Annotated in this window: 20 protein-coding genes; 11 read left to right on the top strand and 9 right to left on the bottom strand. The window is 55.6% G+C overall.

The features are described 5' to 3' along the window. Positions 1-102: 102 nt before the first annotated feature. Positions 103-558, top strand: a complete 456-nt coding sequence (locus A3466_RS06855) for a 4Fe-4S dicluster domain-containing protein (protein WP_063449967.1) — start codon at positions 103-105, stop codon at positions 556-558. 7 nt (positions 559-565) lie between these two features. Here the strand turns inward: A3466_RS06855 and avtA are convergent, their stop codons facing one another. Together avtA and A3466_RS06845 are read right to left on the bottom strand one after the other, a co-directional pair. After that, entirely contained in the window at positions 566-1,819 is a 1,254-nt protein-coding gene (gene avtA / locus A3466_RS06850) for a valine--pyruvate transaminase (protein WP_063449966.1), read from the bottom strand. 130 nt (positions 1,820-1,949) lie between these two features. Continuing rightward, a complete protein-coding gene (locus tag A3466_RS06845; RefSeq protein WP_063449965.1) occupies positions 1,950-3,980 on the bottom strand; it encodes an alpha-amylase in 2,031 nt (676 codons plus the stop codon). 313 nt (positions 3,981-4,293) lie between these two features. On the opposite strand from A3466_RS06845, the gene A3466_RS06840 reads away from it, so the two are divergent. Continuing rightward, a complete protein-coding gene (locus tag A3466_RS06840) occupies positions 4,294-5,118 on the top strand; it encodes a protein bax (protein ID WP_071888809.1) in 825 nt (274 codons plus the stop codon). Between the two features lie 35 nt (positions 5,119-5,153). Here A3466_RS06840 and xylR read toward each other — a convergent pair whose 3' ends face one another. The 4 genes from xylR to xylF form a co-directional block, all read right to left on the bottom strand. Then, positions 5,154-6,332: a D-xylose utilization transcriptional activator XylR gene (xylR, locus tag A3466_RS06835; protein WP_063449964.1), complete on the bottom strand. Its 1,179-nt coding sequence runs from the start codon at positions 6,330-6,332 to the stop codon at positions 5,154-5,156. A gap of 34 nt (positions 6,333-6,366) precedes the next feature. Next, positions 6,367-7,548: a xylose ABC transporter permease XylH gene (gene xylH / locus A3466_RS06830; RefSeq protein WP_063449963.1), complete on the bottom strand. Its 1,182-nt coding sequence runs from the start codon at positions 7,546-7,548 to the stop codon at positions 6,367-6,369. Beyond that, positions 7,526-9,067 carry a xylose ABC transporter ATP-binding protein gene (locus A3466_RS06825; protein WP_063449962.1) on the bottom strand — a complete coding sequence of 514 codons (1,542 nt, stop codon included), beginning with the start codon at positions 9,065-9,067 and terminating at the stop codon, positions 7,526-7,528. Before A3466_RS06825 ends, xylH begins: the two co-directional genes overlap by 23 nt. Before the next feature lie 72 nt (positions 9,068-9,139). Next, positions 9,140-10,132, bottom strand: coding sequence for a D-xylose ABC transporter substrate-binding protein (gene xylF / locus A3466_RS06820; protein WP_063449961.1), 993 nt, complete (start codon positions 10,130-10,132; stop codon positions 9,140-9,142). A 371-nt stretch (positions 10,133-10,503) separates the two neighbouring features. On the opposite strand from xylF, the gene xylA reads away from it, so the two are divergent. Together xylA and xylB are read left to right on the top strand one after the other, a co-directional pair. Next, the gene (gene xylA / locus A3466_RS06815) at positions 10,504-11,826 is read left to right on the top strand and encodes a xylose isomerase (RefSeq protein WP_063449989.1); all 1,323 of its coding nucleotides are present in this window, start codon (positions 10,504-10,506) and stop codon (positions 11,824-11,826) included. Positions 11,827-11,892: 66 nt separating this feature from the next. Next, complete coding sequence (xylB, locus tag A3466_RS06810; protein WP_063449960.1) at positions 11,893-13,347, top strand: xylulokinase; 1,455 nt, start codon at positions 11,893-11,895, stop codon at positions 13,345-13,347. A 54-nt stretch (positions 13,348-13,401) separates the two neighbouring features. Here xylB and A3466_RS06805 read toward each other — a convergent pair whose 3' ends face one another. After that, positions 13,402-14,397: an acyltransferase gene (locus A3466_RS06805; RefSeq protein WP_063449959.1), complete on the bottom strand. Its 996-nt coding sequence runs from the start codon at positions 14,395-14,397 to the stop codon at positions 13,402-13,404. Between the two features lie 184 nt (positions 14,398-14,581). Here A3466_RS06805 and A3466_RS06800 point away from each other — a divergent pair, with 184 nt between their 5' ends. The 3 genes from A3466_RS06800 (at position 14,582) to glyS (ending at position 18,038) form a co-directional block, all read left to right on the top strand. Next, positions 14,582-14,887, top strand: coding sequence for a YsaB family lipoprotein (locus A3466_RS06800; RefSeq protein WP_063449958.1), 306 nt, complete (start codon positions 14,582-14,584; stop codon positions 14,885-14,887). Positions 14,888-15,047: 160 nt separating this feature from the next. After that, positions 15,048-15,959, top strand: a complete 912-nt coding sequence (gene glyQ, locus A3466_RS06795) for a glycine--tRNA ligase subunit alpha (protein WP_003860141.1) — start codon at positions 15,048-15,050, stop codon at positions 15,957-15,959. 9 nt (positions 15,960-15,968) lie between these two features. Next, positions 15,969-18,038, top strand: a complete 2,070-nt coding sequence (gene glyS, locus A3466_RS06790) for a glycine--tRNA ligase subunit beta (protein ID WP_063449957.1) — start codon at positions 15,969-15,971, stop codon at positions 18,036-18,038. A 128-nt stretch (positions 18,039-18,166) separates the two neighbouring features. Here the strand turns inward: glyS and fadA are convergent, their stop codons facing one another. Together fadA and fadB are read right to left on the bottom strand one after the other, a co-directional pair. Then, positions 18,167-19,330, bottom strand: coding sequence for an acetyl-CoA C-acyltransferase FadA (gene fadA / locus A3466_RS06785; protein ID WP_063449956.1), 1,164 nt, complete (start codon positions 19,328-19,330; stop codon positions 18,167-18,169). A gap of 9 nt (positions 19,331-19,339) precedes the next feature. Continuing rightward, positions 19,340-21,529, bottom strand: coding sequence for a fatty acid oxidation complex subunit alpha FadB (gene fadB, locus A3466_RS06780; protein ID WP_063449955.1), 2,190 nt, complete (start codon positions 21,527-21,529; stop codon positions 19,340-19,342). 190 nt (positions 21,530-21,719) lie between these two features. Between fadB and pepQ the strand changes: the two genes are divergently transcribed. Genes pepQ through hemG form a run of 4 tightly spaced genes read left to right on the top strand, consistent with a single transcriptional unit; the run spans position 21,720 to position 25,714 of the window. After that, positions 21,720-23,051, top strand: a complete 1,332-nt coding sequence (gene pepQ / locus A3466_RS06775) for a Xaa-Pro dipeptidase (RefSeq protein WP_022649738.1) — start codon at positions 21,720-21,722, stop codon at positions 23,049-23,051. Then, complete coding sequence (locus tag A3466_RS06770; protein ID WP_063449954.1) at positions 23,051-23,665, top strand: IMPACT family protein; 615 nt, start codon at positions 23,051-23,053, stop codon at positions 23,663-23,665. The genes pepQ and A3466_RS06770 overlap by 1 nt, the downstream gene beginning before the upstream one ends. 41 nt (positions 23,666-23,706) lie before the next feature. After that, a complete protein-coding gene (trkH, locus tag A3466_RS06765; protein WP_063449953.1) occupies positions 23,707-25,158 on the top strand; it encodes a Trk system potassium transporter TrkH in 1,452 nt (483 codons plus the stop codon). Positions 25,159-25,168: 10 nt separating this feature from the next. Beyond that, positions 25,169-25,714, top strand: a complete 546-nt coding sequence (gene hemG / locus A3466_RS06760) for a menaquinone-dependent protoporphyrinogen IX dehydrogenase (RefSeq protein ID WP_063449952.1) — start codon at positions 25,169-25,171, stop codon at positions 25,712-25,714. The last annotated feature ends 283 nt before the right edge of the window (positions 25,715-25,997 follow it).

Here is a 25,997-nt window from a genome sequence, read left to right as displayed (position 1 = left end):
CCGCTCTTTGACCCACAGCATCCTTAACGATTCGCACGCAAGGTATGATGCGCTAACGATAATTCAACGGAACTGACTTTTAACCTGCGCGAGGCGTTATCCATGAACCGATTTATCATGGCGGATCCTGAAAAATGCATCGGATGCCGCACCTGCGAGGTGGCGTGCATGATGTCGCATCAAAGCAGCGCCGCGCCAGACGCGTTTACGTCACGAATCAGGGTGGTTAAAGGAAACGCTTTCACCACGGCCGTGGGCTGCCATCAGTGTGAAGATGTGCCCTGCGCCAATGTCTGCCCGACGCAGGCCATTCGCCGTGCTGCGGGAGCGTGGCTCGTTGAGCAATCGCGCTGTATCGGCTGCAAAAGCTGTATGGTGGCGTGCCCGTTCGGGGCAATGCAGGTTCGGGTCGTGGAAGGTCGCGTTCAGGCGCTGAAATGTGATTTATGCGCGCATCGCGAGGGTGGTCCAGCCTGCGTCGAAGTCTGTCCTACCCACGCGCTGCGCTGCATCGATCCCGCCAGATTACGCGCGGAACGGGTGCGTAATCTGGCCTGAGGTCTTATTAACCCGCCTCGCGCCAGGCATTCTCGATCTCTTCGGCGAGAATTTTCACACCCGCTTCGATTTTTTCCGGGTCCGGGACGTAGTTCATACGCATGCACTGGTGCGTGTGCGGCCACGGCTTATCCAGCCCCGGGAAGAAGTAATCCCCCGGTACCATCAGCACGCCACGCTTTTTCAGGCGCTGATAAAGCAGCTCTGTCGTAATGGGCAGATCCTTAAACCATAGCCACAGGAAAATTGCCCCTTCCGGTTTATGGATCAGACAGCGTTCTTCCGGCAAGTAGCGGCGAAGAATGGCGATGGTTTCCTGAACGCGCTGAGCGTAAAAGGGTTTGATCACTTCATTCGACAGGCGCAGCAGGTCGTTGCGTCTGATCATCTCGCACATCATGGCCGGGCCGATCCCGCCAGGCGAAAGGCTGATAATGCCGTTCATGTTGGTAATGGCGGTAATGATCTTTTCGTTGGCGATAATGATACCGCAGCGGCTGCCCGGCAGGCCCAGCTTGGAAAGGCTCATGCAGAGGATGATGTTCGGGTTCCACAGCGGACGCGCTTCGCTGAAGATAATCCCCGGGAACGGGACGCCATAGGCGTTATCGATCACCAGCGGGATGCCATGCTGATTCGCCAGCGCATCCAGCTTCATCAGCTCGTCGTCGGTGATCACGTTGCCCGTCGGGTTAGTAGGGCGTGACACGCAGATCATGCCCGTCTCTTCACCGATATGCAGATGTTCAAAATCAACGTGATATTTGAACTGGCCTTCCGGCAGCAACTCGATATTCGGACGTGCGGAAACAAAAAGGTCTTCTTCGAGGCCGGCATCGGCGTAGCCGATATACTCCGGTGCCAGCGGGAACAACACTTTTTTCGTGGTGCCATCGGCGCGGCGTCCGGCGAACAGATTGAACAAGTAGAAAAACGCGCTCTGACTGCCGTTTGTCAGTGCAATATTCTGTGGTTCGATATCCCAGCCCAGCGCTTCCCGCAGCATCGATGCCAGAAGCGTCAGCAGTTCTGTTTTACCCTGAGGGCCGTCGTAATTACACAGCGCATCGGTTGCTTTACCGTTTTCCAGCATGTCTGCCAGTAGCGCCTGGAAGTAGGTGTTCATCTCCGGAATCTGAGCCGGGTTTCCGCCACCGAGCATGATAGCACCGGGGGTGCGCAGCCCGTCGTTGAGGTCCTCCATCAGGCGGGTAATGCCTGAATGGCGGGTAAATTTATCGCCGAATTGTGAAAACGTCATAGCAGGTGATCTGTCGGGCTTAATATGAAAGGCAGTAACCATAACGCCAGCACCGAGTTGGTGCAAATCGGCGGATGTGGTCGGATTTGTTGTTTTGTATGGCGGAGCGGGATTCATGTAGTGAATTGTTCTACTGATTACCCGCCCACACCACCATCACCTTATCGCCCTTATGCTCGCGTACAAATCCGTACCCCTCTTTCAGCGACAGCGTGGTTTGCTTGCCTTCACCCAGTGCCGGATGACGGGCGCGGAACTGCCCCAGAAGCTGCCAGTGGGCGACAGTTAACGCCTGTTTACCCGTTACGTCCTGCCAGTTCATATCCGAACGGGTTCCCTGTAGCGGATCGGAGCCCGTCGGACCAAATGGACGCTCTGATTCATCGCCGTAATAGATTTGCACGCTTCCCGGCGCCAGCAGCAGTAGTTCAGCGGCGCGCTGGCCTCCTTCACGGAACAGTCGCGTATCGTGGGAGGAGAGATAGCTCAGCACGTTAAAGCTTTGCAGTTTTTCGGCCATTTGCTGCCAGGTCAGATCCATATCCGCCAGACAGTCCACCGCTTTCGCCGCCTGCTCCTGATAGTCAAAGTTGATCATCGCATCAAAACCGTGGCGATAATAATCGCTCTGCATCACGCCGTGACCCCAGGATTCACCGGTCATCCAGAATGGCGCATCGTCGAGTTTTTTGTCCGGGTTGGCGGCTTTCCACGCGACCAGCGCCTGGCTGGCCTGCTCCTTCAGCTGCTGCCAGGCTTCTGGCTCAACGTGTTTAGCGGTATCGACCCGGAAACCGTCGATGCCGTAGTCACGCACCCACTGGCTGAGCCAGTGGGTCAGGTAATCTCGCGGCGTGAAGTTCGTCATCACTTTCGCGTTGGTGTCGGGCTTGTGTTGATAAAAGTTCGGCAAACCTGACGGGATCTTAGATTCCGTTTTCAGATCCGGCAGAAACGCCAGGGACATCGTTAAATCGTCAAAGCCGGGGTTGTCATAATCGCCGATATCGGTGCGGATCCATTTTTTCCCCCACCATTTTTCCCATGCGGCTTTATCACTGAAGTTGATGTAATCGTTGAAGCTGTGCCAGCTTTGACCCGCGCCTGGCTTCCAGTCAGTCCAGCGTTCGCCGAGCGTTTTCTTCAGCTCATCCCCCTGCAAATACAACGCGCCAAACTGATACTCCTGCATATCGGCAAGCGTCGCATAGCCTGCGTGATTCATGACAACGTCAAACAGGACGCGGATACCGCGCCGGTGCGCTTCGTCGACAAGCTGGCGCAAATCCTCTTCGCTGCCCATGTTGGCGTCGAGCGTCGTCCAGTCCTGAGTGTAATAGCCGTGATAGGCGTAGTGGGGGAAATCCCCCTTGGTGCCGCCACCCACCCAGCCGTGGATCTGCTCCAGCGGAGAACTTATCCAGAGCGCATTCACGCCCAGCTGCTGGAGGTAATCCAGTTTGCTGGTAAGCCCTTTAAGATCGCCGCCGTGGAACGTCCCTATCTCCTGCATACCGTCTTTATGGCGGCCATAGCTGTTATCGTTGGCAGGGTTGCCATTCACGAAGCGATCGGTCAGCACGAAATAGACGGTGGCGTTTTGCCAGCTGAACGGCGCGGGTTTGTCCGTCTCGGCGCGCTCAATCAGTAGCAGGCCATTGCTGTTGGCGGCTGGCTGAAGCGTGACGTTGCCATTTTCAACGGTCGCGATCTGTTTGCTGTAAAAATCACGCACCACCGTTCCTTCCGGGAAGGTGTTTGCTACGTCGAGCGTAAGCGGTTTACCGTCCCACTTCGGGCACTGGCGGGTGACGTCAGCGACAGGCTGCGGCGCCGCACTTTGTACCGTCAGCATCAGGGTTGGCGTTCCCGAGCGCGTATCAATACGCATCTGATAAACGCCGTCACGGAATAACCGCCACTGCGGCGGAGTGCCTTCGCACGGTTTGAGCGACAGCATCTCGTTGAGTTTAATGGCCTCTGTCGGCTGCCAGCACGCGTTGTCAAGACTCAACGTCAGGGGGCGGGTACCCTTCGCAAGCTTTGCCTGGCTGGTAAAGACGCCGGTACCTTCAGCGTTAAACGCGTCAAATCCCGGCGATGACCAGTCGGCATGCGCGAGTGCGGGTAACATCAGAACAGCTAATGCAGTGCGTTTCATTCCATTTTCCTGTCGCGGCATTTTTGACCAGTGTGCCATTCGGCTCAGGGGAAAAACTCCTCCTATGAGGCTTTCTGCCAGGAGGACGCGAAGGGATGAGTGATCCCGCGCAAAATTAGGCTGTTATCTGCGATATCGCACACATTTTTCCAGTGTTGATGCTTTAATGAGCACGTTTCGAATGACATAGTTTCGGAATTGGACTATTTATATACGTGCTCTTGAAGACTATTTTTGGTACGATTTGAGATTCCGCTCTCAAATTTTGAAGAAAATAAGGTGTTGGAATGCTTATATCCGACCAGGAGACCTAATGATATCGACTCCCATTCGACGATATGGGGCCGCGATACTCATGTTACTCACCATGGCATTTTCAGGTGAGGTGCTTGCAAAGACGCACGCGGATACAACGAGTAAGAAAGCCCACGTAATAAAGACGACAAGCAGTAAGGTTAGCAGTAAACAAGAGTATTCTCGCAATAGTGCAAAGAGTAGTTCACTTCCTGATTTGCGAAAATACCCTTCCGGGACACCACGAAAAAAAGCGTTTCTCCGGACGGTCATGCCTTACATTAAAAGTCAAAATGCCGCGATTACTGCGGATCGTAACTGGCTGATCTCCAAACAGTACGATAGCCGCTGGTCGCCGTCTGAGCGCACGCGCCTGAAAGACATCGCCAAACGCTATAAAGTGAAGTGGAGCGGAAACACGCGTCGCGTGCCGTGGAACTCACTGTTAGAACGTGTGGACATCATTCCAGGCAGCATGGTGGCGACAATGGCCGCCGCCGAAAGCGGTTGGGGAACCTCGAAGCTGGCCCGCAACAACAACAATCTATTTGGCATGAAGTGCGCCAAAGGTCGTTGTACTAATGCACCCGGCAAGGTGAAGGGGTATTCACAGTTTGAATCAGTGAAAGATTCCGTGAATGCCTACGTGGTGAACCTGAACACCCACCCGGCCTACTCCTCGTTCCGTAAGTCACGCGCTCAGCTGCGTAAAGCGGATCAGGAAGTGACGGCTACGGCGATGATCCACAAGCTGAAAGGGTATTCCACTCAGGGACAGCGTTATAACAACTATCTGTTCTCGATGTACCAGGATAACCAGCGTCTGATTGCCGCGCACATGTAATGAAAAACGCCTTCCACTGGAAGGCGTTCTCTTTTCTAGAGCAGGACTTCACTGTACCGTTCCCGGTACTCCTTCGGCGTGGTGTCATATTCTTTCCTGAATACCGAATAGAAATACTGTAGCGACGGGTAGCCGCACATCTGTGAAATCTCGTTGATCGACAGCGAGGTGGAGATCAGCAGACTGCGTGCTTTCTCCAGCTTTTCCGCATGGATCACGGCATGTATCGTCTCACCCACTTCCTCTTTGAAGCGCTTCTCCAGATTTGAACGTGAAATTCCGACCGAATCCAGCACCTGATCGACCTTAATACCTTTGCAGGCATGATTGCGAATGTAGTGCATCGCCTGAATCACGGCCGGATCGTTTAAGGAACGGTAGTCGGTAGAGCGGCGCTCGACCACGCGAACGGGCGGAACCAGCAGACGCTGGAGCGGCAGGGATTCGTTGTCTAACAGTCTGTGTAGCAGCTTCGCAGCCTGATAGCCCATTTGCCGCGTACCCTGCGCCACGGATGACAGCGCCACGCGCGACAAATAGCGCGTAAGCTCTTCATTATCGATACCAATCACGCACAGCTTTTCAGGCACCGGAATATGCAAATGCTCGCACACCTGCAATACGTGGCGGGCGCGGGCGTCCGTCACGGCGATAATCCCTGTCTGGGGCGGCAGCGTTTGCAGCCAGTCAGCCAGCCGGTTTTGCGCGTGCTGCCAGTTTTCTGGCGCGGTTTCCAGCCCCTGATAAACGACACCGCGATACTTCTCCTGGGCAACCAGCTGGCAGAACGCATACTCACGCTCCATTGCCCAGCGCTTGCCGCTGGTGGCGGGCAAACCGTAAAACGCAAAACGGTGTACGCCTTTCTCCTTTAAATGGAGGAAGGCGGTCTCGACCAGGGCATGGTTATCGGTGGCGATGTAGTGAACAGGGGGATAATGTTCCGGTGAATGGTATGAGCCGCCAACGCCCACGATAGGAACGTCGACGCCACTCAGCAGCTGTTCAATCACGGGGTCGTCAAAGTCAGCGATGACCCCGTCTCCCAGCCAGTCCTTAATGTTCTCCAGACGGGTACGGAAATCTTCTTCGATGAAAATATCCCATTCGGATTGCGACGCCTGCAAATATTCACCAACCCCTTCAACCACCTGACGGTCATAGGCTTTGTTGGCATTGAATAACAACGTAATGCGGTGACGCTTTTCAAACATGGCTCACTTTCCCAAATTAGTCACGATACGGTTCTCAGGCGCGCCGCTTGGTGGCAGAGTCCATCCAGACTGCCAGCAAAAGAATGGCTCCCTTGACGATATACTGCCAAAACGTCGGCACGTCCATCATACTCATCCCGTTATCCAGCGAAGCCATAATAAATGCGCCCATCACCGCACCCGCCACGCTGCCAATGCCCCCGGCGAGGCTGGTTCCGCCAATTACGCAGGCGGCGATGGCGTCCAGCTCGGCAATATTACCGGCAGACGGAGAACCCGCACCCAGTCGCGAGCTGAGGATCAGCCCCGCGATGGCTACCATCAGACCGTTAATGGCAAAGACGGCGAGTTTGGTGCGCTCCACGTTAATGCCGGACAAACGCGCGGCTTCCAGGTTGCCGCCGATGGCATAAATGCGGCGGCCGAAAGCGGTACGTGTGGCCATAAACATCCCACCTAACAGCAGCAGCGCCAGCAGCAGAACGGGCGTCGGGACGCCGCGATAATCGTTGAGCAGCCAGATGGCACCCAGCACAATCACGGCGGTAAGCGCCTGACGACCCACCACCGAGGTAGAAGCAGGCGAGGCCAGACCCAGCGCCTGGCGACGCATGCGCCCCCGCCATTGCCACGCGACAAACGCCATCAGCCCAACCACGCCGATCGTAAAACCGACACCATCAGAGAGGTAGCTTTGGCCAATCTGGGACATAGAGGCGCTGGTGGGGGAGACGGTGGTGCCGTTGGTGATACCAATTAAAATGCCGCGGAAGGCCAGCATTCCCGCCAGGGTGACGATAAACGACGGGACTTTCCGGTAGGCCACCCACCAGCCGTTCCACGCCCCCAGCAGCAGACCCAGTACCAGCGTGACCGCAATCGTCAGCGGCAGCGGCCAGCCGAGCCAGACGTCAAAAATCGCCGCCACGCCGCCGAGCAGGCCCATCATCGACCCTACCGACAGGTCAATTTCCGCTGAGATGATAACGAAGACCATCCCCACCGCCAGGATCCCGGTGATGGCAGTCTGACGTAGCAGGTTAGAGACGTTACGTGCGCTCAGATAGGAGCCGTCGGTCATCCAGGTAAAGAACAACATGATGACGATGATGGCCGCAATCATCACGAATACTTGTAGATTCAGCGACTTAAGTCCTGCGAACGCACCGGGCGTCGGATCAGCGACTTTGATATCAGACGGGTTGCTTTTCGACATGGCGTTCGCTCCTTAGGGCAGCTTCCATCACCTGCTCTTGCGTCAGGTTCTGGTTGTTCAGGTTGGCTTTGAGTTTCCCTTCATGCATGACCAGCACGCGGTCGCTCAGGCCCAGCACTTCAGGCAGTTCGGACGAGATAACAATGACGGCAATCCCTTGCTGCACGAGCTGGTTGATCAGCTTGTAGATTTCGTACTTCGCGCCGATATCGATTCCCCGCGTGGGTTCGTCCAGAATTAAAATGCGCGGATTAAGCAACAGGCAGCGCGCCAGAATCGCCTTTTGCTGGTTGCCGCCGCTCAGGCGTCCTATCGCCAGCTCCGGCGAGGACGTTTTCACCTTAAGCCTTGCGAGCGACTGAAGAATGCACTGCTGTTCTGCGGCATCGTCCAGGCTGCTCAGCGCGCCGGAAAACTGGCTGAGCGCCGCCAGCGTGATATTTTTTCCCACCGCCATGACCGGCACGATGCCGTCTTTTTTGCGGTCTTCGGGCACCATGGCAATGCCTTTGGCAATGGCCTGCTGGCAGTTGTCGATTTTTACCGGCTGACCGTCGACATAAATTTTGCCTTCCCAGCGCCCCGGCCAGACGCCAAACAGACACTGTACGGCCTCGGTTCTTCCGGCACCCACCAGGCCCGCAATGCCGAGAATTTCGCCTCGGTGCAGCGAGAAGGAGAGGTTATTCACGCGCTTGATATGGCGGTTAACGGGGTGCCACGCCGTCAGGTTTTCCACGCGCAGGATCTCTTCGCCAATCGCGTGCAGCTCGTTGGGATACAGCGCGGTGAGTTCGCGGCCCACCATCATGGTGATGATGTCATCCTCACTCATACCTTCTGCCTCACGCGTGCCGATGTGCTGCCCGTCGCGGATGACGCAGATGGTGTCGGAAATGGCTTTCACTTCATTAAGCTTGTGCGAAATATAGATGCATGCGATACCGTGGTTTTGCAGGTCGCGGATGATATTGAGCAGAACGGACGTTTCCTGTTCGGTGAGCGAGGCGGTTGGCTCGTCGAGGATCAGCAGGCGTACCTGTTTATTCAGCGCCTTGGCGATCTCCACCAGCTGCTGCTGGCCCAAACCTAAGTCGCCCACGCGCGTATCCGGTGAGATAGCCAGGCTCACCTGAGCCAGCAATTTTTCGCAGCGCAGCGTCATGGTGTCGTAATCCAGCACGCCGTGGCGCGAAAGTTCGGCCCCAAGAAAGATATTTTCCAGCACGCTTAGGTGCTTCACCAGCGCCAGCTCCTGGTGAATGATAGCGATGCCTTTACGCTCGGTATCGCGAATGTGCGTGGCCTGGAGCACCTCTCCGGCGAAGACGATTTCGCCCTCGTAGCTGCCGTGCGGATAGATCCCACACAGCACCTTCATCAGCGTGGATTTCCCCGAGCCGTTTTCGCCGCACAGCGACATGACTTCGCCGGGATTCAGCCGCAGGCTGACGTTGTCGACCGCTTTCACCGTCCCGAAGGCTTTGGTGATGCTTTTCATTTCAAGTAAATAAGACATAACTGCTCCGCATAGCCCGACAGATGAACAGGGCAGGTCGATGCGCCCCCGCCGGGCAGGGGCTGCGCTGGATTACAGTTCACTCTTCTTATGGAAGCCGTCTTTCACCACCGTGGCGTCAATGTTCTCTTTGTTGACTTCGATAGGGGTAAGCAGGCGAGCCGGTACGTCTTTCAGACCGTTATTTAACGTTGCGTCTGCTTTAGGCTGTTGGTCATTGCCCAACTCAACGGCAATTTCAGCAGCCGTATTGGCAAGCTCGGTAATGGGTTTATACACCGTCATGGTTTGGGTGCCCACGATAATGCGTTTAACACCCGCAAGATCGGCATCCTGTCCGGATATTGCGACTTTTCCGGCCAGACCCTGCGCGCTCAGCGCCTGAATAGCGCCACCCGCGGTGGCATCGTTAGAGGCCACTACCGCATCGATTTTGTTGTTATTTGCGGTCAATGCGTTTTCCATAATTTTCAGCGCGTTTTCCGGTAACCAACCGTCAACCCACTGGTCGCCGACGACTTTGATTTTGCCCTCGTCGATATATGGCTTAAGCACTTTCATTTGTCCCTGACGGAACAGCTTGGCGTTGTTATCCACTGGCGAACCGCCCATCAGGAAATAATTCCCTTGCGGCACCTTAGCGACCAGACTTTTAGCCTGTAACTCACCTACTTTTTCATTGTCGAACGAAATATAATAATCAATATCTGCATTATTAATCATGCGGTCATAGGCCAGGACTTTTATGCCTTCCTGTTTAGCCTCTTTCACCACGTTGCTTAATACCTGGCCGTTATACGGGATAATGACCAGCACATCGACGCCACGGTTGATCATATTCTCGATTTGCGACATTTGCGTCTCTTCGTTGCCGTTAGCGGACTGAACGAACACCTCCGCGCCGAGGGATTCCGCTTTTTTAACAAAGATATCGCGATCTTTTTGCCAGCGCTCCAGGCGTAAGTCATCAATCGCCATGCCGATTTTGACCTCTTTGGCGTGGCCGGCAAAGCTTGCAAGCAGGAGAGTAGTGCAGAGCGTTAGGGTCAGGTTCTTTATCTTCATAATTATTAGGCCTTTTTGTAGGGGTATGTGTCGCTGAGATAAAAGAAACGTTCACTGCTGAGATGCAGCAAATTTTTAACGTGGAAAGGCCTGCTGGCAATTACAGATTTTTATCTTCTCATTACGAAATTTGGTTTATTTCTGAATTTATGACCGCGATCGGATTTTAAAAAGCGTAACCTATTAATTACATTTGATTCTGGAATATGCGCCGAAAAATAGTTTGCCTGCACATTATTTTGCGAGCCAGCGCACAATTGTGCATTCTCTCAATAGCAGTGTGAAATAACGTAATTGAGCAACCCCCAATGTCTATTCACTATTACTCCAGAAGCAAGACCACGCCGCATACCCTGATTATGGAGCTCAATATGCAAGCTTATTTCGACCAACTCGATCGCGTTCGTTTCGAAGGCACGAAAACGACCAATCCTTTAGCATTTCGTCACTACAACCCGGATGAGCTGGTGCTGGGTAAGCGCATGGAAGATCACTTGCGCTTTGCCGCCTGCTACTGGCACACCTTCTGCTGGAACGGTGCCGATATGTTCGGCGTGGGCGCTTTTGACCGTCCATGGCAGCAGCCGGGCGAGGCCATTGAGCTGGCGAAGCGTAAAGCCGACGTCGCGTTCGAGTTCTTCCATAAGCTGAACGTGCCGTACTACTGTTTCCACGATGTGGACGTGTCGCCTGAAGGGGCATCGCTGAAAGAGTATCTGAACAATTTTGCGCAGATGGTCGATGTACTGGCTGAAAAACAGCAGCAGAGCGGTGTAAAGCTGCTCTGGGGGACGGCTAACTGCTTTACCAACCCTCGCTATGGCGCGGGTGCGGCAACCAACCCCGATCCGGAAGTCTTCAGCTGGGCGGCAACCCAGGTCGTGACTGCGATGAACGCCACGCATCAGCTGGGCGGCGAGAACTATGTTCTCTGGGGCGGCCGTGAAGGTTATGAAACGCTGCTGAATACCGACCTGCGTCAGGAGCGCGAGCAGATTGGTCGCTTTATGCAGATGGTTGTGGACCACAAACATAAAATCGGCTTCCGCGGCACATTGCTGATTGAGCCTAAACCGCAGGAGCCAACCAAGCATCAGTACGACTATGATGTCGCCACCGTGTATGGCTTCCTGAAGCAGTTTGGTCTGGAAAAAGAGATCAAAGTGAATATCGAGGCTAACCACGCTACCCTGGCGGGCCACTCCTTCCATCACGAAATTGCCTCTGCGATTGCGCTGGGCATCTTCGGATCGGTGGATGCGAACCGCGGCGATCCGCAGCTGGGCTGGGATACCGACCAGTTCCCGAACAGCGTCGAAGAAAATGCGCTGGTGATGTACGAAATCATCAAAGCGGGCGGTTTCACCACCGGCGGCCTGAACTTCGACGCCAAAGTTCGTCGCCAGAGCACCGACAAATACGATCTGTTTTACGGGCATATTGGCGCGATGGACACCATGGCGCTGGCGCTGAAGGTGGCGGCCCGTATGATTGAAGACGGTGAGCTGGATAAACGCGTGGCGAAGCGTTACGGCGGCTGGAACAGTGAGCTGGGCCAGCAAATTCTGAAAGGTCAGTTATCGCTTGCGGAAATCGCGAAGTACGCTGAACAGCATCAGCTGGCCCCGCAGCATCAGAGCGGGCATCAGGAACTGCTGGAAAACCTGGTCAATCACTACCTCTTCGATAAATAACAGTTGCAGCATGCAGGCCCGGTAAGCGCATCGCCACCGGGCATTTCTGTCAAAGGAGTCACCACAATGTATATCGGGATTGATCTTGGCACGTCGGGTGTGAAAGCCATTCTGTTAAGCGAGCAGGGCGATGTGTTAGCAACCCAGACTGAAAAGTTGCAGGTTTCACGCCCGCATCCGCTGTGGTCTGAGCAAGATCCGGAGCAGTGGTGGCAGGCGACGGACCGCGCGATGAAAGCCTTAGGCGAGCAGCACAGCCTGCGCGACGTAAAGGCGCTGGGCATTGCCGGGCAAATGCATGGGGCAACGTTGCTGGATAGCCAGCATCGCGTTCTGCGCCCGGCTATTCTCTGGAACGATGGCCGCTGTGCGGAAGAGTGTGCGCTTCTTGAAGCGCGTGTGCCCACGTCCCGCGACATTACGGGCAACCTGATGATGCCCGGTTTTACCGCGCCAAAACTCCTGTGGGTGCAGCGTCATGAACCCGATATTTTCCGTCAGGTGGCGAAGGTTCTGCTGCCTAAAGACTACCTGCGTTTTCGCATGACGGGGGATTTTGCCAGCGACATGTCTGACGCCGCAGGCACGATGTGGCTCGACGTGGCGAAACGGGACTGGAGCGAGGCGATGCTGGATGCCTGCCAGCTGACGCGCGACCATATGCCCGCACTGTTTGAAGGCAGCGAGATCGCGGGCACGCTGCAACCCTCCATTGCTGAACGCTGGAATATGCCGGCCGTACCGGTTGTCGCTGGCGGCGGCGATAACGCGGCGGGCGCAGTTGGCGTGGGGATGGTGGAAGCAGGGCAGGCGATGCTCTCGCTCGGCACTTCCGGCGTCTATTTTGCCGTCAGTGACGGCTATCGCAGTAACCCTGAAAACGCCGTACACAGCTTCTGCCACGCGTTGCCGGGCAAATGGCATCTCATGTCGGTGATGCTGAGTGCCGCTTCCTGCCTCGACTGGGCGGCAAAGCTAACCGGAATGGCGGACGTACCGGCGCTTATCGCAGCGGCGCAGCAGGCGGATGATAATGCCGGTGCGGTCTGGTTTTTACCGTACCTTTCCGGCGAGCGCACGCCGCATAACAACCCGGAAGCGAAGGGGGTGTTTTTCGGGCTTACCCATCAGCATGGCCCGGCAGAGCTGGCGCGCGCGGTGCTTGAAGGGGTCGGCTATGCGCTGGCAGACGGCATGGATGTCGTGCATGACTGTGGTCTGACGCCATCCAGCATTACCTTAATTGGCGGGGGGGCGCGAAGCAGCTACTGGCGGCAAATGCTTTCTGATATCAGCGGGTTGCCGCTGGACTATCGTACGGGGGGTGAGGTTGGTCCGGCGCTCGGTGCGGCACGGCTGGCGCAAATCGCGGTGAACCCGGATAAACCACTGAACTCGCTTTTGCCCCAGCTTCCGCTTGAACAGCAGCATCGTCCTGATGCGAAAAACCATGCTCGCTATGCTGAACGACGAGTCGTGTTCCGCAAAATCTATCAGCAGCTTTTACCGCTGATGTCCTGAACATCCGCCGGGTGGCGCTGCGCCGACCCGGCCTGCAACTCCCCGTCCATCTGGCTAGCTTACAAACCTGCGCGTATCGATTCTTTGCAGCAACATTGACAGCAGCAGGCTGACAGCCAGCGTAGCGGTAAATATCCAGATAATATCCAGCACCGGCCAGCTTTTTAGCTCAACGCCGCGGGTACGCAGGGCGTGGATCACCAGCGCGTGAAAACCGTAAATACCCAGCGAGTGGCGAGAGATAAAGCCCAGCACCGGAAGCGGACGTTCGTTGAGGGTGTTTTTCATCAGGGTCAGCAGAGAAATCGCGCAGATAAAGACCATCGGGCCGCAATACAGATACCAGGTATCGGCAAAGTTGCCGCGCCATTGCAGCTCGTGCAGTGTCCCGCGAGAGATAATAAACACACCGGCGATAAACGCAGCCGCGCAAAGCCAGTTCATTCCTCGCTTTTGCGTCTCCATCATGCCGATGGCGCGCCCCAGCATGCCGTACAGCACGTAATAAAACGTGTCGCCGTTGATATAGAGATTAACGGGAAGCCATTCAAAGCCATCAACTTTTTGTGAGAGAGTATTCGGGTTTGCCACAATCCCGATGATCGCCATCAAGGCCAGCAGCATTTTACCGCTGACGTTTTTTACCTGAATTAACGGTGAAACCAGATAAATAACGATTATCGCGAAGAAAAACCACAGATGATAGAACACTGGTTTTTGCAGCACATTGAGCAGGGAACGTTCGGCGTTAATGGAAGTGAACAGGATGATATAGAGCAGCGAAATGGCGCTGTAAAACAGCAGACAGTAGAGAATACGAATGAAATGTTTCGGCTGCGCGCTACGCTCACCAAAAAAGAGAAAACCGGAAATCATAAAGAACAGCGGGACGCTCACGCGGGAGGCCGAGTTCAGAATATTGGCGACATCCCAGTTAACGGGGCTGATACTGTGCGCGTTCGTGACATACCAGGTCGTTGTGTGGATCATTACCACCATCAGACAGGCTATTCCCCGCAGGTTATCAATCCAGTTAATTTTTGACTGCATCAGTTCCTCTGTATTCCTGATAAAGAAAGTGTGACTGCGGTAGCGTAAAACTTTTCCCTTGGAAAATTCTGAGTTTAGCCAGGCTGTCTTGTCGCGAGCTGGCGAGATTCGCAGAATGTTGAACATTAATCTATAAACGTGTTGCTACTAAAAATAACAGCCACTGACCGGGGCGGTAATAAAAATGATGATGAAGCGTGGGGCGTCACTCTTTCTGCTGCTTTTATTAGCAGGGTGCAGTGCTTCTCAGGAGGCCCCTGTCCAGAAAGCGCAGCAGGGGAAAATGAGCCCGGAGCGTTCTCTGAATATGGAACAGCTGTGCATAGATGAGGCGGCTCATCGGTATAATTCCGAGGTACAGAAAATTCATATAAATGGCTTCGAGCGCTTTCAGGGCAGCTATGAACTGAAAGGCTATACTGCGCGTAAAGAGGGCTTTGTCTGCTCTTTTGATGCAGACGGCCAGTTTTTACATCTCTCGATGCGCTAAATTGCTCGGATAATCAGCAACCAGAGCCCTCGCCGGTTCTGGCAGTAGACCTTATTCCCCAATTTTCCCTAAACAACCCCGTTTCGTACTGTATATCTTGCAGCCAGCGGGTATACTGATCCCTTCCATTTAAAACCACACGTATCCAGCACGAAATACTATGCAAAAGTTTGATACCAAGACCTTCCAGGGCCTGATCCTGACCTTACAGGATTACTGGGCTCGTCAGGGCTGCACCATTGTTCAACCTTTGGACATGGAAGTTGGCGCAGGCACCTCACACCCGATGACCAGCCTGCGCGCGTTAGGGCCAGAGCCAATGGCGACCGCCTACGTGCAGCCATCCCGTCGTCCGACCGATGGCCGTTACGGCGAGAACCCGAACCGCTTGCAGCACTATTATCAGTTCCAGGTGGTGATTAAGCCATCACCCGACAATATTCAGGAACTGTACCTCGGGTCACTGAAAGAGCTGGGTATGGATCCAACCATTCACGACATTCGCTTCGTGGAAGATAACTGGGAAAACCCAACGCTGGGTGCCTGGGGTCTGGGTTGGGAAGTGTGGCTGAACGGCATGGAAGTGACCCAGTTCACTTACTTCCAGCAGGTCGGCGGTCTCGAATGTAAGCCGATCACCGGTGAGATCACCTACGGTCTGGAACGTCTGGCAATGTACATTCAGGGCGTAGACAGCGTTTACGACCTGGTCTGGAGCGACGGCCCGCTGGGTAAAACCACCTACGGTGACGTGTTCCATCAGAACGAAGTGGAGCAATCCACCTATAACTTCGAATACGCGGACGTGGACTTCCTTTTCACCTGTTTCGAGCAGTACGAGAAAGAAGCCCAGCAGCTGCTGGCGCTGGAGACTCCACTGCCGCTGCCTGCCTACGAGCGTATTCTGAAGGCTGCCCACAGCTTCAACCTGCTGGACGCCCGCAAAGCGATCTCCGTGACTGAACGTCAGCGCTACATTCTGCGAATTCGTACCCTGACCAAAGCCGTTGCAGAAGCTTACTACGCGTCCCGTGAAGCCCTTGGCTTCCCGATGTGCAATCGAAACAAATAAGAGGCGGCCATGTCTGAGAAAACTTTCCTGGTGGAAATCGGCACTGAAGAGCTGCCACCAAAAGCCCTGCGCAGCCTGGCTGAATCTTTCGCTGCGAACGTTACTGCCGAGCTGGATAACGCTGGCCTGGCGCACGGTAAAATTGAGTGGTTTGCTGCGCCGCGTCGTCTGGCGCTGAAGGTGGCAAACCTGGCGGCGTCTCAGCCGGATCGTGAAGTTGAGAAACGTGGCCCGGCCATTGCTCAGGCGTTCGATGCGGAAGGCAAGCCGAGCAAAGCGGCAGAAGGCTGGGCGCGCGGTTGCGGTATCACCGTTGACCAGGCCGAGCGTCTGACCACCGATAAAGGTGAATGGCTGCTGTATCGTGCCCACGTGAAAGGCGAAAGTGCGGAAGCGCTGCTGCCAGATATGATCGCGACTTCGCTGGCTAAGCTGCCGATTCCTAAGCTGATGCGCTGGGGCGCGTCCGACGTACACTTCGTGCGTCCGGTGCACACCGTGACCCTGCTGCTGGGCGATACCGTTATTCCGGCGACCATTCTGGGCGTAGCGTCCGATCGCGTGATCCGCGGCCATCGCTTTATGGGCGAGCCAGAGTTCACCATCGACAATGCTGACCAGTACCCGCAGATCCTGCTGGAGCGCGGTAAAGTTATTGCTGACTACGAACAGCGTAAAGCCAAAATTAAAGCGGACGCAGAAGAAGCGGCGCGTAAGATTGGCGGTAATGCCGATCTGAGCGACAGTCTGCTGGAAGAGGTAACTTCTCTGGTGGAATGGCCGGTTGTGCTGACCGCGAAATTCGAAGAGAAATTCCTGGCCGTTCCGGCAGAAGCGCTGGTTTACACCATGAAGGGAGACCAGAAGTACTTCCCGGTTTACGCCAACGACGGCAAGCTGCTGCCAAACTTCATCTTCGTGGCGAACATCGAATCGAAAGATCCGATCCAGATTATCTCCGGTAACGAGAAAGTGGTGCGCCCACGTCTGGCGGATGCAGAGTTCTTCTTCAACACCGACCGTAAAAAACGTCTGGAAGATAACCTGCCGCGTCTGCAAACCGTGCTGTTCCAGCAGCAACTGGGTACGCTGCGCGACAAGACCGACCGTATCGCGGAGCTGTCCGGCTGGATTGCCCGTGAGATTGGCGCAGATGTGAACCACGCTACCCGTGCGGGCCTGCTCTCCAAGTGTGACCTGATGACCAACATGGTGTTCGAATTCACCGACACCCAGGGCGTCATGGGCATGCATTACGCGCGTCACGACGGCGAAGCGGAAGACGTGGCGGTGGCCCTGAACGAGCAGTATCAGCCGCGCTTTGCCGGTGACGATCTGCCGTCCAACCCGGTTGCCTGCGCCGTGGCGATTGCCGATAAGATGGACACCCTGGCGGGTATCTTCGGTATCGGTCAGCATCCGAAAGGCGATAAAGACCCGTTTGCGCTGCGCCGCGCCGCGCTGGGCGTGCTGCGTATCATCGTTGAGAAGAACCTGAACCTCGATCTGCAAACGCTGACCGAAGAAGCGGTGCGTCTGTACGGCGATAAGCTGACTAACGCGAAGGTTGTGGATGATGTTATCGACTTTATGCTCGGTCGTTTCCGCGCGTGGTATCAGGACGAAGGTTACTCCGTTGACACCATTCAGGCGGTGCTGGCGCGTCGTCCGACCCGTCCGGCAGATTTCGATGCGCGTATGAAAGCGGTATCCCACTTCCGTACGCTGGAAGCGGCGTCTGCTCTGGCTGCGGCCAACAAGCGTGTATCTAACATCCTCGCGAAATCCGACGAGACGCTGAACGAGCGTGTAAACGCCGCGACGCTGAAAGAGCCGGAAGAGATTGCTCTGGCGATGCAGGTTGTGGTGCTGCGCGACAAGCTTGAGCCGTACTTCGCGGAAGGCCGCTACCAGGAAGCGCTGGTGGAGCTGGCGGAGCTGCGTGACATCATCGACGCCTTCTTCGAGAAAGTGATGGTAAACGTGGAAGATAAAGAGCTGCGTATTAACCGTCTCTCTATGCTCGAGAAACTGCGTGAGCTGTTCCTGCGCGTGGCGGATATTTCGCTGCTGCAATGATGTAAAAAACCCGCCCCTGACAGGCGGGAAGAACGGCAACTAAACTTTATTCTTCGTAGGCCGGGAAAGCGCAGCGCCTCCCGGCAAAAGCCCGATGGCGCGAAGCTTATCGGGCCTACGTTATAGCCTTACACCCTCTCAAATACCGTCGCGATCCCCTGACCCAACCCAATACACATCGTTGCCAGCCCGAACTGGGCATCTTTGCGTTCCATCAGGTTGATCAGCGTGGTGCTGATACGCGCCCCGGAGCAGCCCAGCGGGTGTCCGAGGGCGATCGCGCCGCCGTTGAGGTTAATTTTCTCGTCGATCTGATCCATCAGGCCCAGATCTTTAATGCACGGCAGGATCTGTGCGGCGAAGGCTTCGTTCATCTCGAACAGATCGATATCACTTGCGCTCAGCCCCGCTTTTTTCAGCGCCAGTTTTGACGCCGGAACCGGACCGTAGCCCATGATCGACGGGTCGCAACCCACGACCGCCATCGCACGCACGCGAGCGCGTGGCGTCAGGCCTAATTCGCGGGCGCGGCTTTCGCTCATCACCAGCATCGCGGCGGCGCCGTCGGACAGGGCAGAAGAGGTGCCCGCCGTTACCGTGCCGGTGACCGGATCAAAAGCCGGACGCAGGGTAGAAAGCGCGTCGACCGTGGTTTCAGGACGGATAACTTCGTCGTAGCTGAACTGCTTCAGTACGCCGTCCGCGTCGTGTCCGCCGGTTGGGATAATCTCATTCTTAAAAGCGCCAGACTGCGTGGCGGCCCAGGCGCGGGCGTGAGAGCGCGCGGCAAAAGCATCCTGCATTTCGCGGCTGATGCCGTGCAGGCGGGAGAGCATCTCGGCGGTCAGGCCCATCATGCCTGCGGCTTTCGCCACGTTGCGGCTCATGCCCGGATGGAAATCGACCCCGTGGCTCATCGGCACATGGCCCATGTGTTCAACGCCGCCGACCAGACAGGCCTGCGCATCGCCGGTCATGATCATGCGCGCCGCATCATGCAGCGCCTGCATTGACGAACCGCACAGACGGTTGACGGTGACCGCCGGAACTGAATGCGGGATCTCCGCCAGCAGGGAGGCGTTACGGGCGATGTTGAAGCCCTGCTCCAGGGTCTGCTGCACGCAGCCCCAGTAGATATCGTCGAGCGCTGCCGGGTCCAGCGCCGGGTTACGCGCCAGCAGGCTACGCATCAGGTGCGCGGAGAGATCTTCCGCGCGCACGTTACGGAACGCACCGCCTTTTGAACGGCCCATCGGGGTGCGAATCGCATCAACAATGACAACCTTTTCCATTGTGACTCCTTAAGCCGTTTTCAGCGCGCCAACCGGACGGGCTGGCTCAACTGCTGGGTAGTAGGGTTCGTTATGGCGCGCTTTGTTACGCAGGCCTTCCGGCACGTCGTACAGCGGGCCGAGGTGCTGATACTGCTGCGCCATATCGAGATAGCGGGCGCTGCCCAGCGTATCCAGCCAGCGGAACGCGCCGCCGTGGAACGGAGGGAAGCCCAGGCCGTACACCAGCGCCATATCCGCTTCTGCCGGGCTGGCGATAATGCCTTCTTCGAGGCAGCGCACCACTTCGTTGATCATCGGAATCATCATGCGGGCAATAATTTCGTCGTCGGTGAAGTCGCGTTTCGGCTGGCATACGTCGGCCAGCAGGCCATCCACCGCCGGATCTTCCTCTTTCTTCGGCTTGCCTTTGCTGTCTTCTTTATAACGCCAGAAGCCCATGCCGTTTTTTTGCCCGAAGCGGTTGGCGTCGAACAGGGCGTCAATCGCGTCGCGATAATCTTTCTGCATGCGCTGCGGGAAGCCCGCTGCCATCACCGCCTGAGCGTGATGCGCGGTGTCGATCCCGACCACGTCCAGCAGATAGGCCGGGCCCATCGGCCAGCCGAACTGTTTTTCCATCACTTTGTCGATCTTGCGGAAGTCCGCGCCGTCGCGCAGCAGCTGGCTGAAGCCGGCAAAGTAGGGGAACAGCACGCGGTTGACGAAGAAGCCCGGGCAGTCGTTAACGACGATTGGCGTTTTACCCATCTTGCTGGCCCACGCCACGACTTTAGCGATGGTTCCGTCAGAGGTTTTTTCCCCACGGATCACTTCGACCAGTGGCATACGGTGTACCGGGTTGAAGAAGTGCATTCCGCAGAAGTTTTCCGGACGCTTCAGCACGCTTGCCAGCTCGCTGATAGGAATGGTGGAGGTGTTGGAGGCCAGCACGGTCTCAGGACGCACCTTATCTTCCGTTTCGGCCAGCACCGCTTTTTTGACTTTCGGGTTCTCAACGACCGCTTCAACCACCACGTCCACGCGGTCAAAGCCGCTGTATTCCAGCGTTGGCTGGATGGTGGAGATCACGCCGGAGAGTTTCATGCCGTCAATTTTGCCGCGCTCAAGTTGTTTATTCAGCAGCTTGGCGGCTTCGGTCATGCCCAGCGTCAGGGATTTTTCGTTGATGTCTTTCATCACCACCGGCACGCCTTTCCAGGCCGACTGGTAAGCAATACCGCCACCCATAATGCCGGCGCCGAGCACCGCCGCGTGTTTTGGCGTTTCAACGTTTTTGGTTAGCTGCTTAGCCTTGCCCTTCACGAACTGATCGTTAAGGAAGATGCCAACCAGCGCGCGGGCTTCATTGGTATGCGCCAGCGGGACAAAGCTCTGATTTTCAAGCTTCAGGGCTTCATCACGGCCCAGACGGGCTGCCGCTTCAATGGTTTTCACTGCCGTGATTGGCGCCGGGTAGTGTTTACCCGCCGTCTGCATCACCATGCCTTTGGCGATGGTGAAGCTCATGGTGGCTTCGATTTTGCTGAGCTTTAACGGCTCCAGCTTCGGCTGGCGTTTGGCTTTCCAGTCGAGGTCGCCGTTGATCGCCTGACGCAGAATGGCTAGTGCACCTTCAACCAGCTTCTCTGGTTTCACGACGCCGTCGACCAGACCGATTTTCTGCGCCTGTTCCGCGCCGACATCTTTACCGGCAGCGATGATTTCCAGGGCGCTGTCCGCACCCAGCATGCGCGGCATACGCACCGAGCCGCCAAAGCCCGGCATGATGCCCAGCTTGGTTTCCGGCAGGCCGATGCGCAGGTCCGGCGTTGCCAGACGATAATCTGTCGCCAGCACGCACTCGCAGCCGCCGCCCAGCGCGTAGCCGTTAACGGCGGAAATCGTTGGCACAGGTAAATCTTCCAGACGATTAAAGACGCTGTTGGCAAAGTGCAGCCACTGGCTCAGCTGCTCTTCAGGAACCTGGAACAACGACAGGAATTCGGTGATATCCGCACCAACGATAAAGGCCGCTTTGTTGGAGCGCAGCAGCAGCCCTTTTAAATCTGATTGCTTTTCAAGTACATCCAGCGCCTGGCCAAGACTGGCCACCGTCGCGGTATCAAGCTTGTTCACTGAGCCGGGGGCATCGAACACCAGTTCGGCAATGCCATCTTCCAGCCAGTCTACGTACAGGGTGTCGCCTTTGTAGAGCATGTCGGTCTCCTGAATCCAGCAATTGGATCTGGTCATACCAGATGAGACGGAGTGTGGAATTTATGTTAATAAAATGCAAATCACTCATTAAGAAATTGCTGCACTGATCACGGTCGGTGGAAATCACGCAGCCGGAGTGAGGTGTGCTAAGATGCGATGACTTGAGGTCAAAAAAACGAAAGGAAGAATGATGGACTCACTGGCTTCGCTTTATAAAAATCATATCGTTACCCTACAGGAACGTACCCGTGATGTACTGGCCCGCTTCAAGCTGGATGCTCTGCTGATCCACTCCGGCGAGCTGATGAATACGTTTCTTGATGACCATGCTTATCCCTTCAAGGTTAACCCGCAGTTTAAAGCCTGGGTGCCGGTGACACAGGTTCCAAATTGCTGGCTGCTGGTGGATGGCGTGAACAAGCCGAAACTGTGGTTCTACCTGCCGGTGGATTACTGGCACAACGTGGAACCGCTGCCGACCTCATTCTGGACCGAAGAGATTGACGTGATTGCGCTGCCAAAAGCGGACGGCATTGGCAGCCAGCTGCCAGCGGCGCGCGGCAACATCGGCTACATTGGTCCGGTTCCCGAGCGTGCTCTGGGTCTGGATATTCCGGCAGATAAACTTAACCCGAAAGGCGTGCTGGATTATCTGCACTACTATCGCGCTTACAAGACTGACTATGAACTTTACTGCATGCGTGAAGCGCAAAAAACGGCGGTGAATGGCCACCGTGCGGCGCATGAAGCGTTCCAGTCCGGCATGAGCGAGTTCGATATCAATCAGGCCTACCTGACCGCGACCGGCCACCGCGATACCGATGTGCCTTACAGCAACATCGTGGCGCTGAATGAGCATGCCTCTGTTCTGCACTACACCAAACTGGATCATCAGGTTCCGGCTGAGATGCGCAGCTTCCTGCTGGATGCGGGGGCAGAATACAATGGCTATGCGGCAGACCTGACCCGTACCTGGGCGGCGAATGCGGATACCGATTTCGCGCAGCTGATTAAAGACGTGAACGATGAACAGCTGGCGCTGATTGGCACCATGAAAGCGGGAACCAGCTATGTGGATTACCACATCCAGTTCCATCAGCGCATCGCGAAACTGCTGCGTAAGCATCAGATTGTCAAAGACATGAGCGAAGAGGCGATGGTTGAGAACGATCTGACCGGGCCATTTATGCCGCACGGTATCGGCCACCCGCTGGGTTTGCAGGTTCATGACGTCGCAGGCTTTATGCAGGATGATACCGGTACGCACCTGGCGGCACCGTCTAAATATCCTTATCTGCGCTGCACCCGCGTTCTGGCGCCGCGTATGGTATTGACCATCGAGCCGGGCATCTACTTTATTGAATCCCTGCTGGCACCGTGGCGTGAAGGACAATTCAGCAAGCACTTCAACTGGGAGAAAATTGAAGCGCTGAAGCCGTTTGGCGGCATTCGTATCGAGGATAACGTAGTTATTCACGAGAACAGCATTGAGAACATGACGCGAGATCTGAAGCTGGCCTGATGGAAAGCTGGCTGATACCGGCTGAGCCGGTCACCTTTGTTGAGGAAATCAAAAAAAGCCGCTTTATCACGCTGTTGGCGCATACCGACGGCGTGGAGGCGGCGAAGGCGTTCGTCGAGTCCGTTCGCGCGCAGCACCCCGATGCCCGCCACCACTGTGTGGCGTGGGTCGCAGGGCCGCCGAATGACTCACAGCAGCTCGGGTTTTCTGATGACGGTGAACCGGCGGGCACGGCCGGAAAACCGATGCTCTCCCAGCTAATGGGCAGCGGTGTGGGTGAAATCACCGCCGTCGTTGTGCGCTACTACGGTGGCATTTTGTTAGGCACAGGCGGCCTGGTTAAAGCCTACGGCGGTGGTGTTCAGCAGGCGCTTAATCTTCTGATAACGACCCGCAAAACGCCGCTAACAGAATATACTTTGTTATGCGATTACGCCCAGTTATCGGGTATCGAAGTACTGCTTAAACAGTTTAACGGTGTCATCGCACACAGTGATTATCAGGCAATGGTGCAACTACGCGTGGCGCTTCCTCAGGCGGAACTGGCTGCTTTTTCAGCAAAACTCGCTGATTTTAGTCGCGGTTCATTGCAATTACTGCCGATTGAAGAATAATCCCCACCTCATCATTTTGAATACCTAAGGAAGCGGCAGAGATGCATTTTCGTGCCATTACCCGAATCGTTGGATTGCTGGTCATACTTTTCTCCGGGACGATGATCATCCCCGGACTGGTGGCGCTCATCTACCGGGACGGTGCGGGGCGTGCATTCACGCAAACCTTTTTTGTCGCGCTGACGATTGGCTCGCTGCTGTGGTGGCCAAACCGTCGTGAGAAGGGTGAACTGAAATCCCGTGAGGGTTTTTTGATTGTGGTCCTGTTCTGGACGGTACTGGGAAGCGTGGGTGCGCTGCCGTTTATCTTCTCTGAACAACCGAATCTCACCATCACGGATGCGTTTTTTGAATCGTTCTCCGGTTTAACGACCACCGGCGCCACCACGCTTGTGGGGCTGGATTCGCTCCCACATGCGATTCTCTTTTACCGGCAGATGCTCCAGTGGTTTGGCGGTATGGGGATCATTGTCCTGGCGGTGGCTATCCTGCCGATTCTGGGCGTCGGGGGGATGCAGCTTTATCGGGCAGAAATGCCCGGCCCGCTGAAAGATAACAAGATGCGCCCACGTATTGCAGAGACGGCGAAAACCCTGTGGCTTATATATGTCCTGCTGACGGTGGCCTGCGCGCTGGCGCTGTGGTTTGCCGGGATGCCCGCGTTCGACGCCATTGGGCACAGCTTCGCAACTATCGCCATCGGCGGGTTTTCTACCCATGATGCCAGCGTCGGTTACTTCGACAGCCCGACAATTAATACCATCATTGCCATTTTCCTGCTGATCTCAGGCTGTAACTACGGTCTACACTTCTCGTTGCTCAGCGGACGTAGCCTGAAGGTGTACTCGCGCGACCCGGAATTCCGGATGTTTATTGGCGTCCAGCTGACACTGGTGATCATCTGTACCCTGGTACTGTGGTTCCATGATGTCTATAACTCGGCGGTCACGACCCTCAACCAGGCCTTCTTCCAGGTGGTATCGATGGCGACAACCGCCGGTTTCACCACGGACAGTATTGCGCGTTGGCCGCTGTTCCTGCCGGTGCTGCTGCTGTGCTCTGCGTTTATCGGCGGTTGCGCCGGTTCGACGGGCGGTGGTCTGAAGGTGATCCGTATACTGCTGCTGTTCAAGCAGGGGAACCGTGAGCTGAAACGTCTGGTCCACCCGAATGCGGTTTACAGCATTAAGCTGGGTAACCGCGCGCTGCCGGAGCGTATCCTCGAGGCGGTGTGGGGATTCTTCTCCGCTTATGCGCTGGTCTTTATTGTCAGTATGCTGGCGATTATCGCCACGGGTGTGGATGATTTCTCTGCCTTCGCCTCTGTGGTGGCAACGTTAAACAACCTGGGGCCGGGGCTGGGCGTCGTGGCGGATAACTTCGCCAGTATGAACCCGGTGGCGAAGTGGATCTTAATTGCCAATATGTTATTTGGGCGTCTTGAGGTCTTTACGTTGCTGGTGCTGTTTACCCCAACATTCTGGCGTGAGTAAGGAGACATAAGTGAAAACGTTAATTCTTTTCTCAACGCGTGACGGTCAAACGCGTGAGATTGCTTCTTATCTGGCTTCTGAACTCACAGAGCTGGGCATTTATTCTGATGTGGTGAACCTGAATCGCACAGAACAGATTGCCTGGCAGGATTACGACCGTGTGGTCATTGGCGCTTCAATTCGTTACGGTCATTTCCACCCTGCGCTGGATCGTTTTGTGAAAAAGAATACGGCGGAACTCGCGAAGCGGCCTGGCGCGTTTTACTCGGTTAACCTGGTTGCCCGTAAAGCGGAGAAGCGTACGCCGCAGACCAACAGCTATACGCGCAAGTTTTTGCTGAATTCGCCATGGCAGCCCGATATCTGTTCTGTCTTTGCGGGCGCGCTGCGTTACCCGCGCTATAGCTGGTATGACCGCTTTATGATCCGCCTGATCATGAAAATGACGGGTGGTGAAACGGATACACGTAAAGAAGTGGTCTACACCGACTGGGCTCAGGTCGCCAGTTTTGCTCGTGAAATTGCGCGTTTAACGGACAATTCGCGGGTTAAATAAGCGTTGAGTTTGAAAAGTGAGCGAACGAAAAGTTTTTTGTATTTAATGCTTGTCACTTCGGAAGAACTCCCTATAATGCGCCTCCACTGACACGGAACAACGGCACGCAAGCCGCCGGGTCAGCAGAGAAAGGCAAAATAAACGCTTGACTCTGAAGCGGGAAAGCGTAATATGCACACCCCGCGCCGCAGCGAAAACGTAGCGGCACTGCTCTTTAACAATTTATCAGACAATCTGTGTGGGCACTCAAAGTGACATGGATTCTTAACGTCGCAAGACGATA

This window comes from Enterobacter genomosp. S (assembly GCF_001631805.1).
GTDB lineage: Bacteria > Pseudomonadota > Gammaproteobacteria > Enterobacterales > Enterobacteriaceae > Enterobacter > Enterobacter quasihormaechei.
This window is presented reverse-complemented; position numbering and strand designations above follow the sequence as displayed.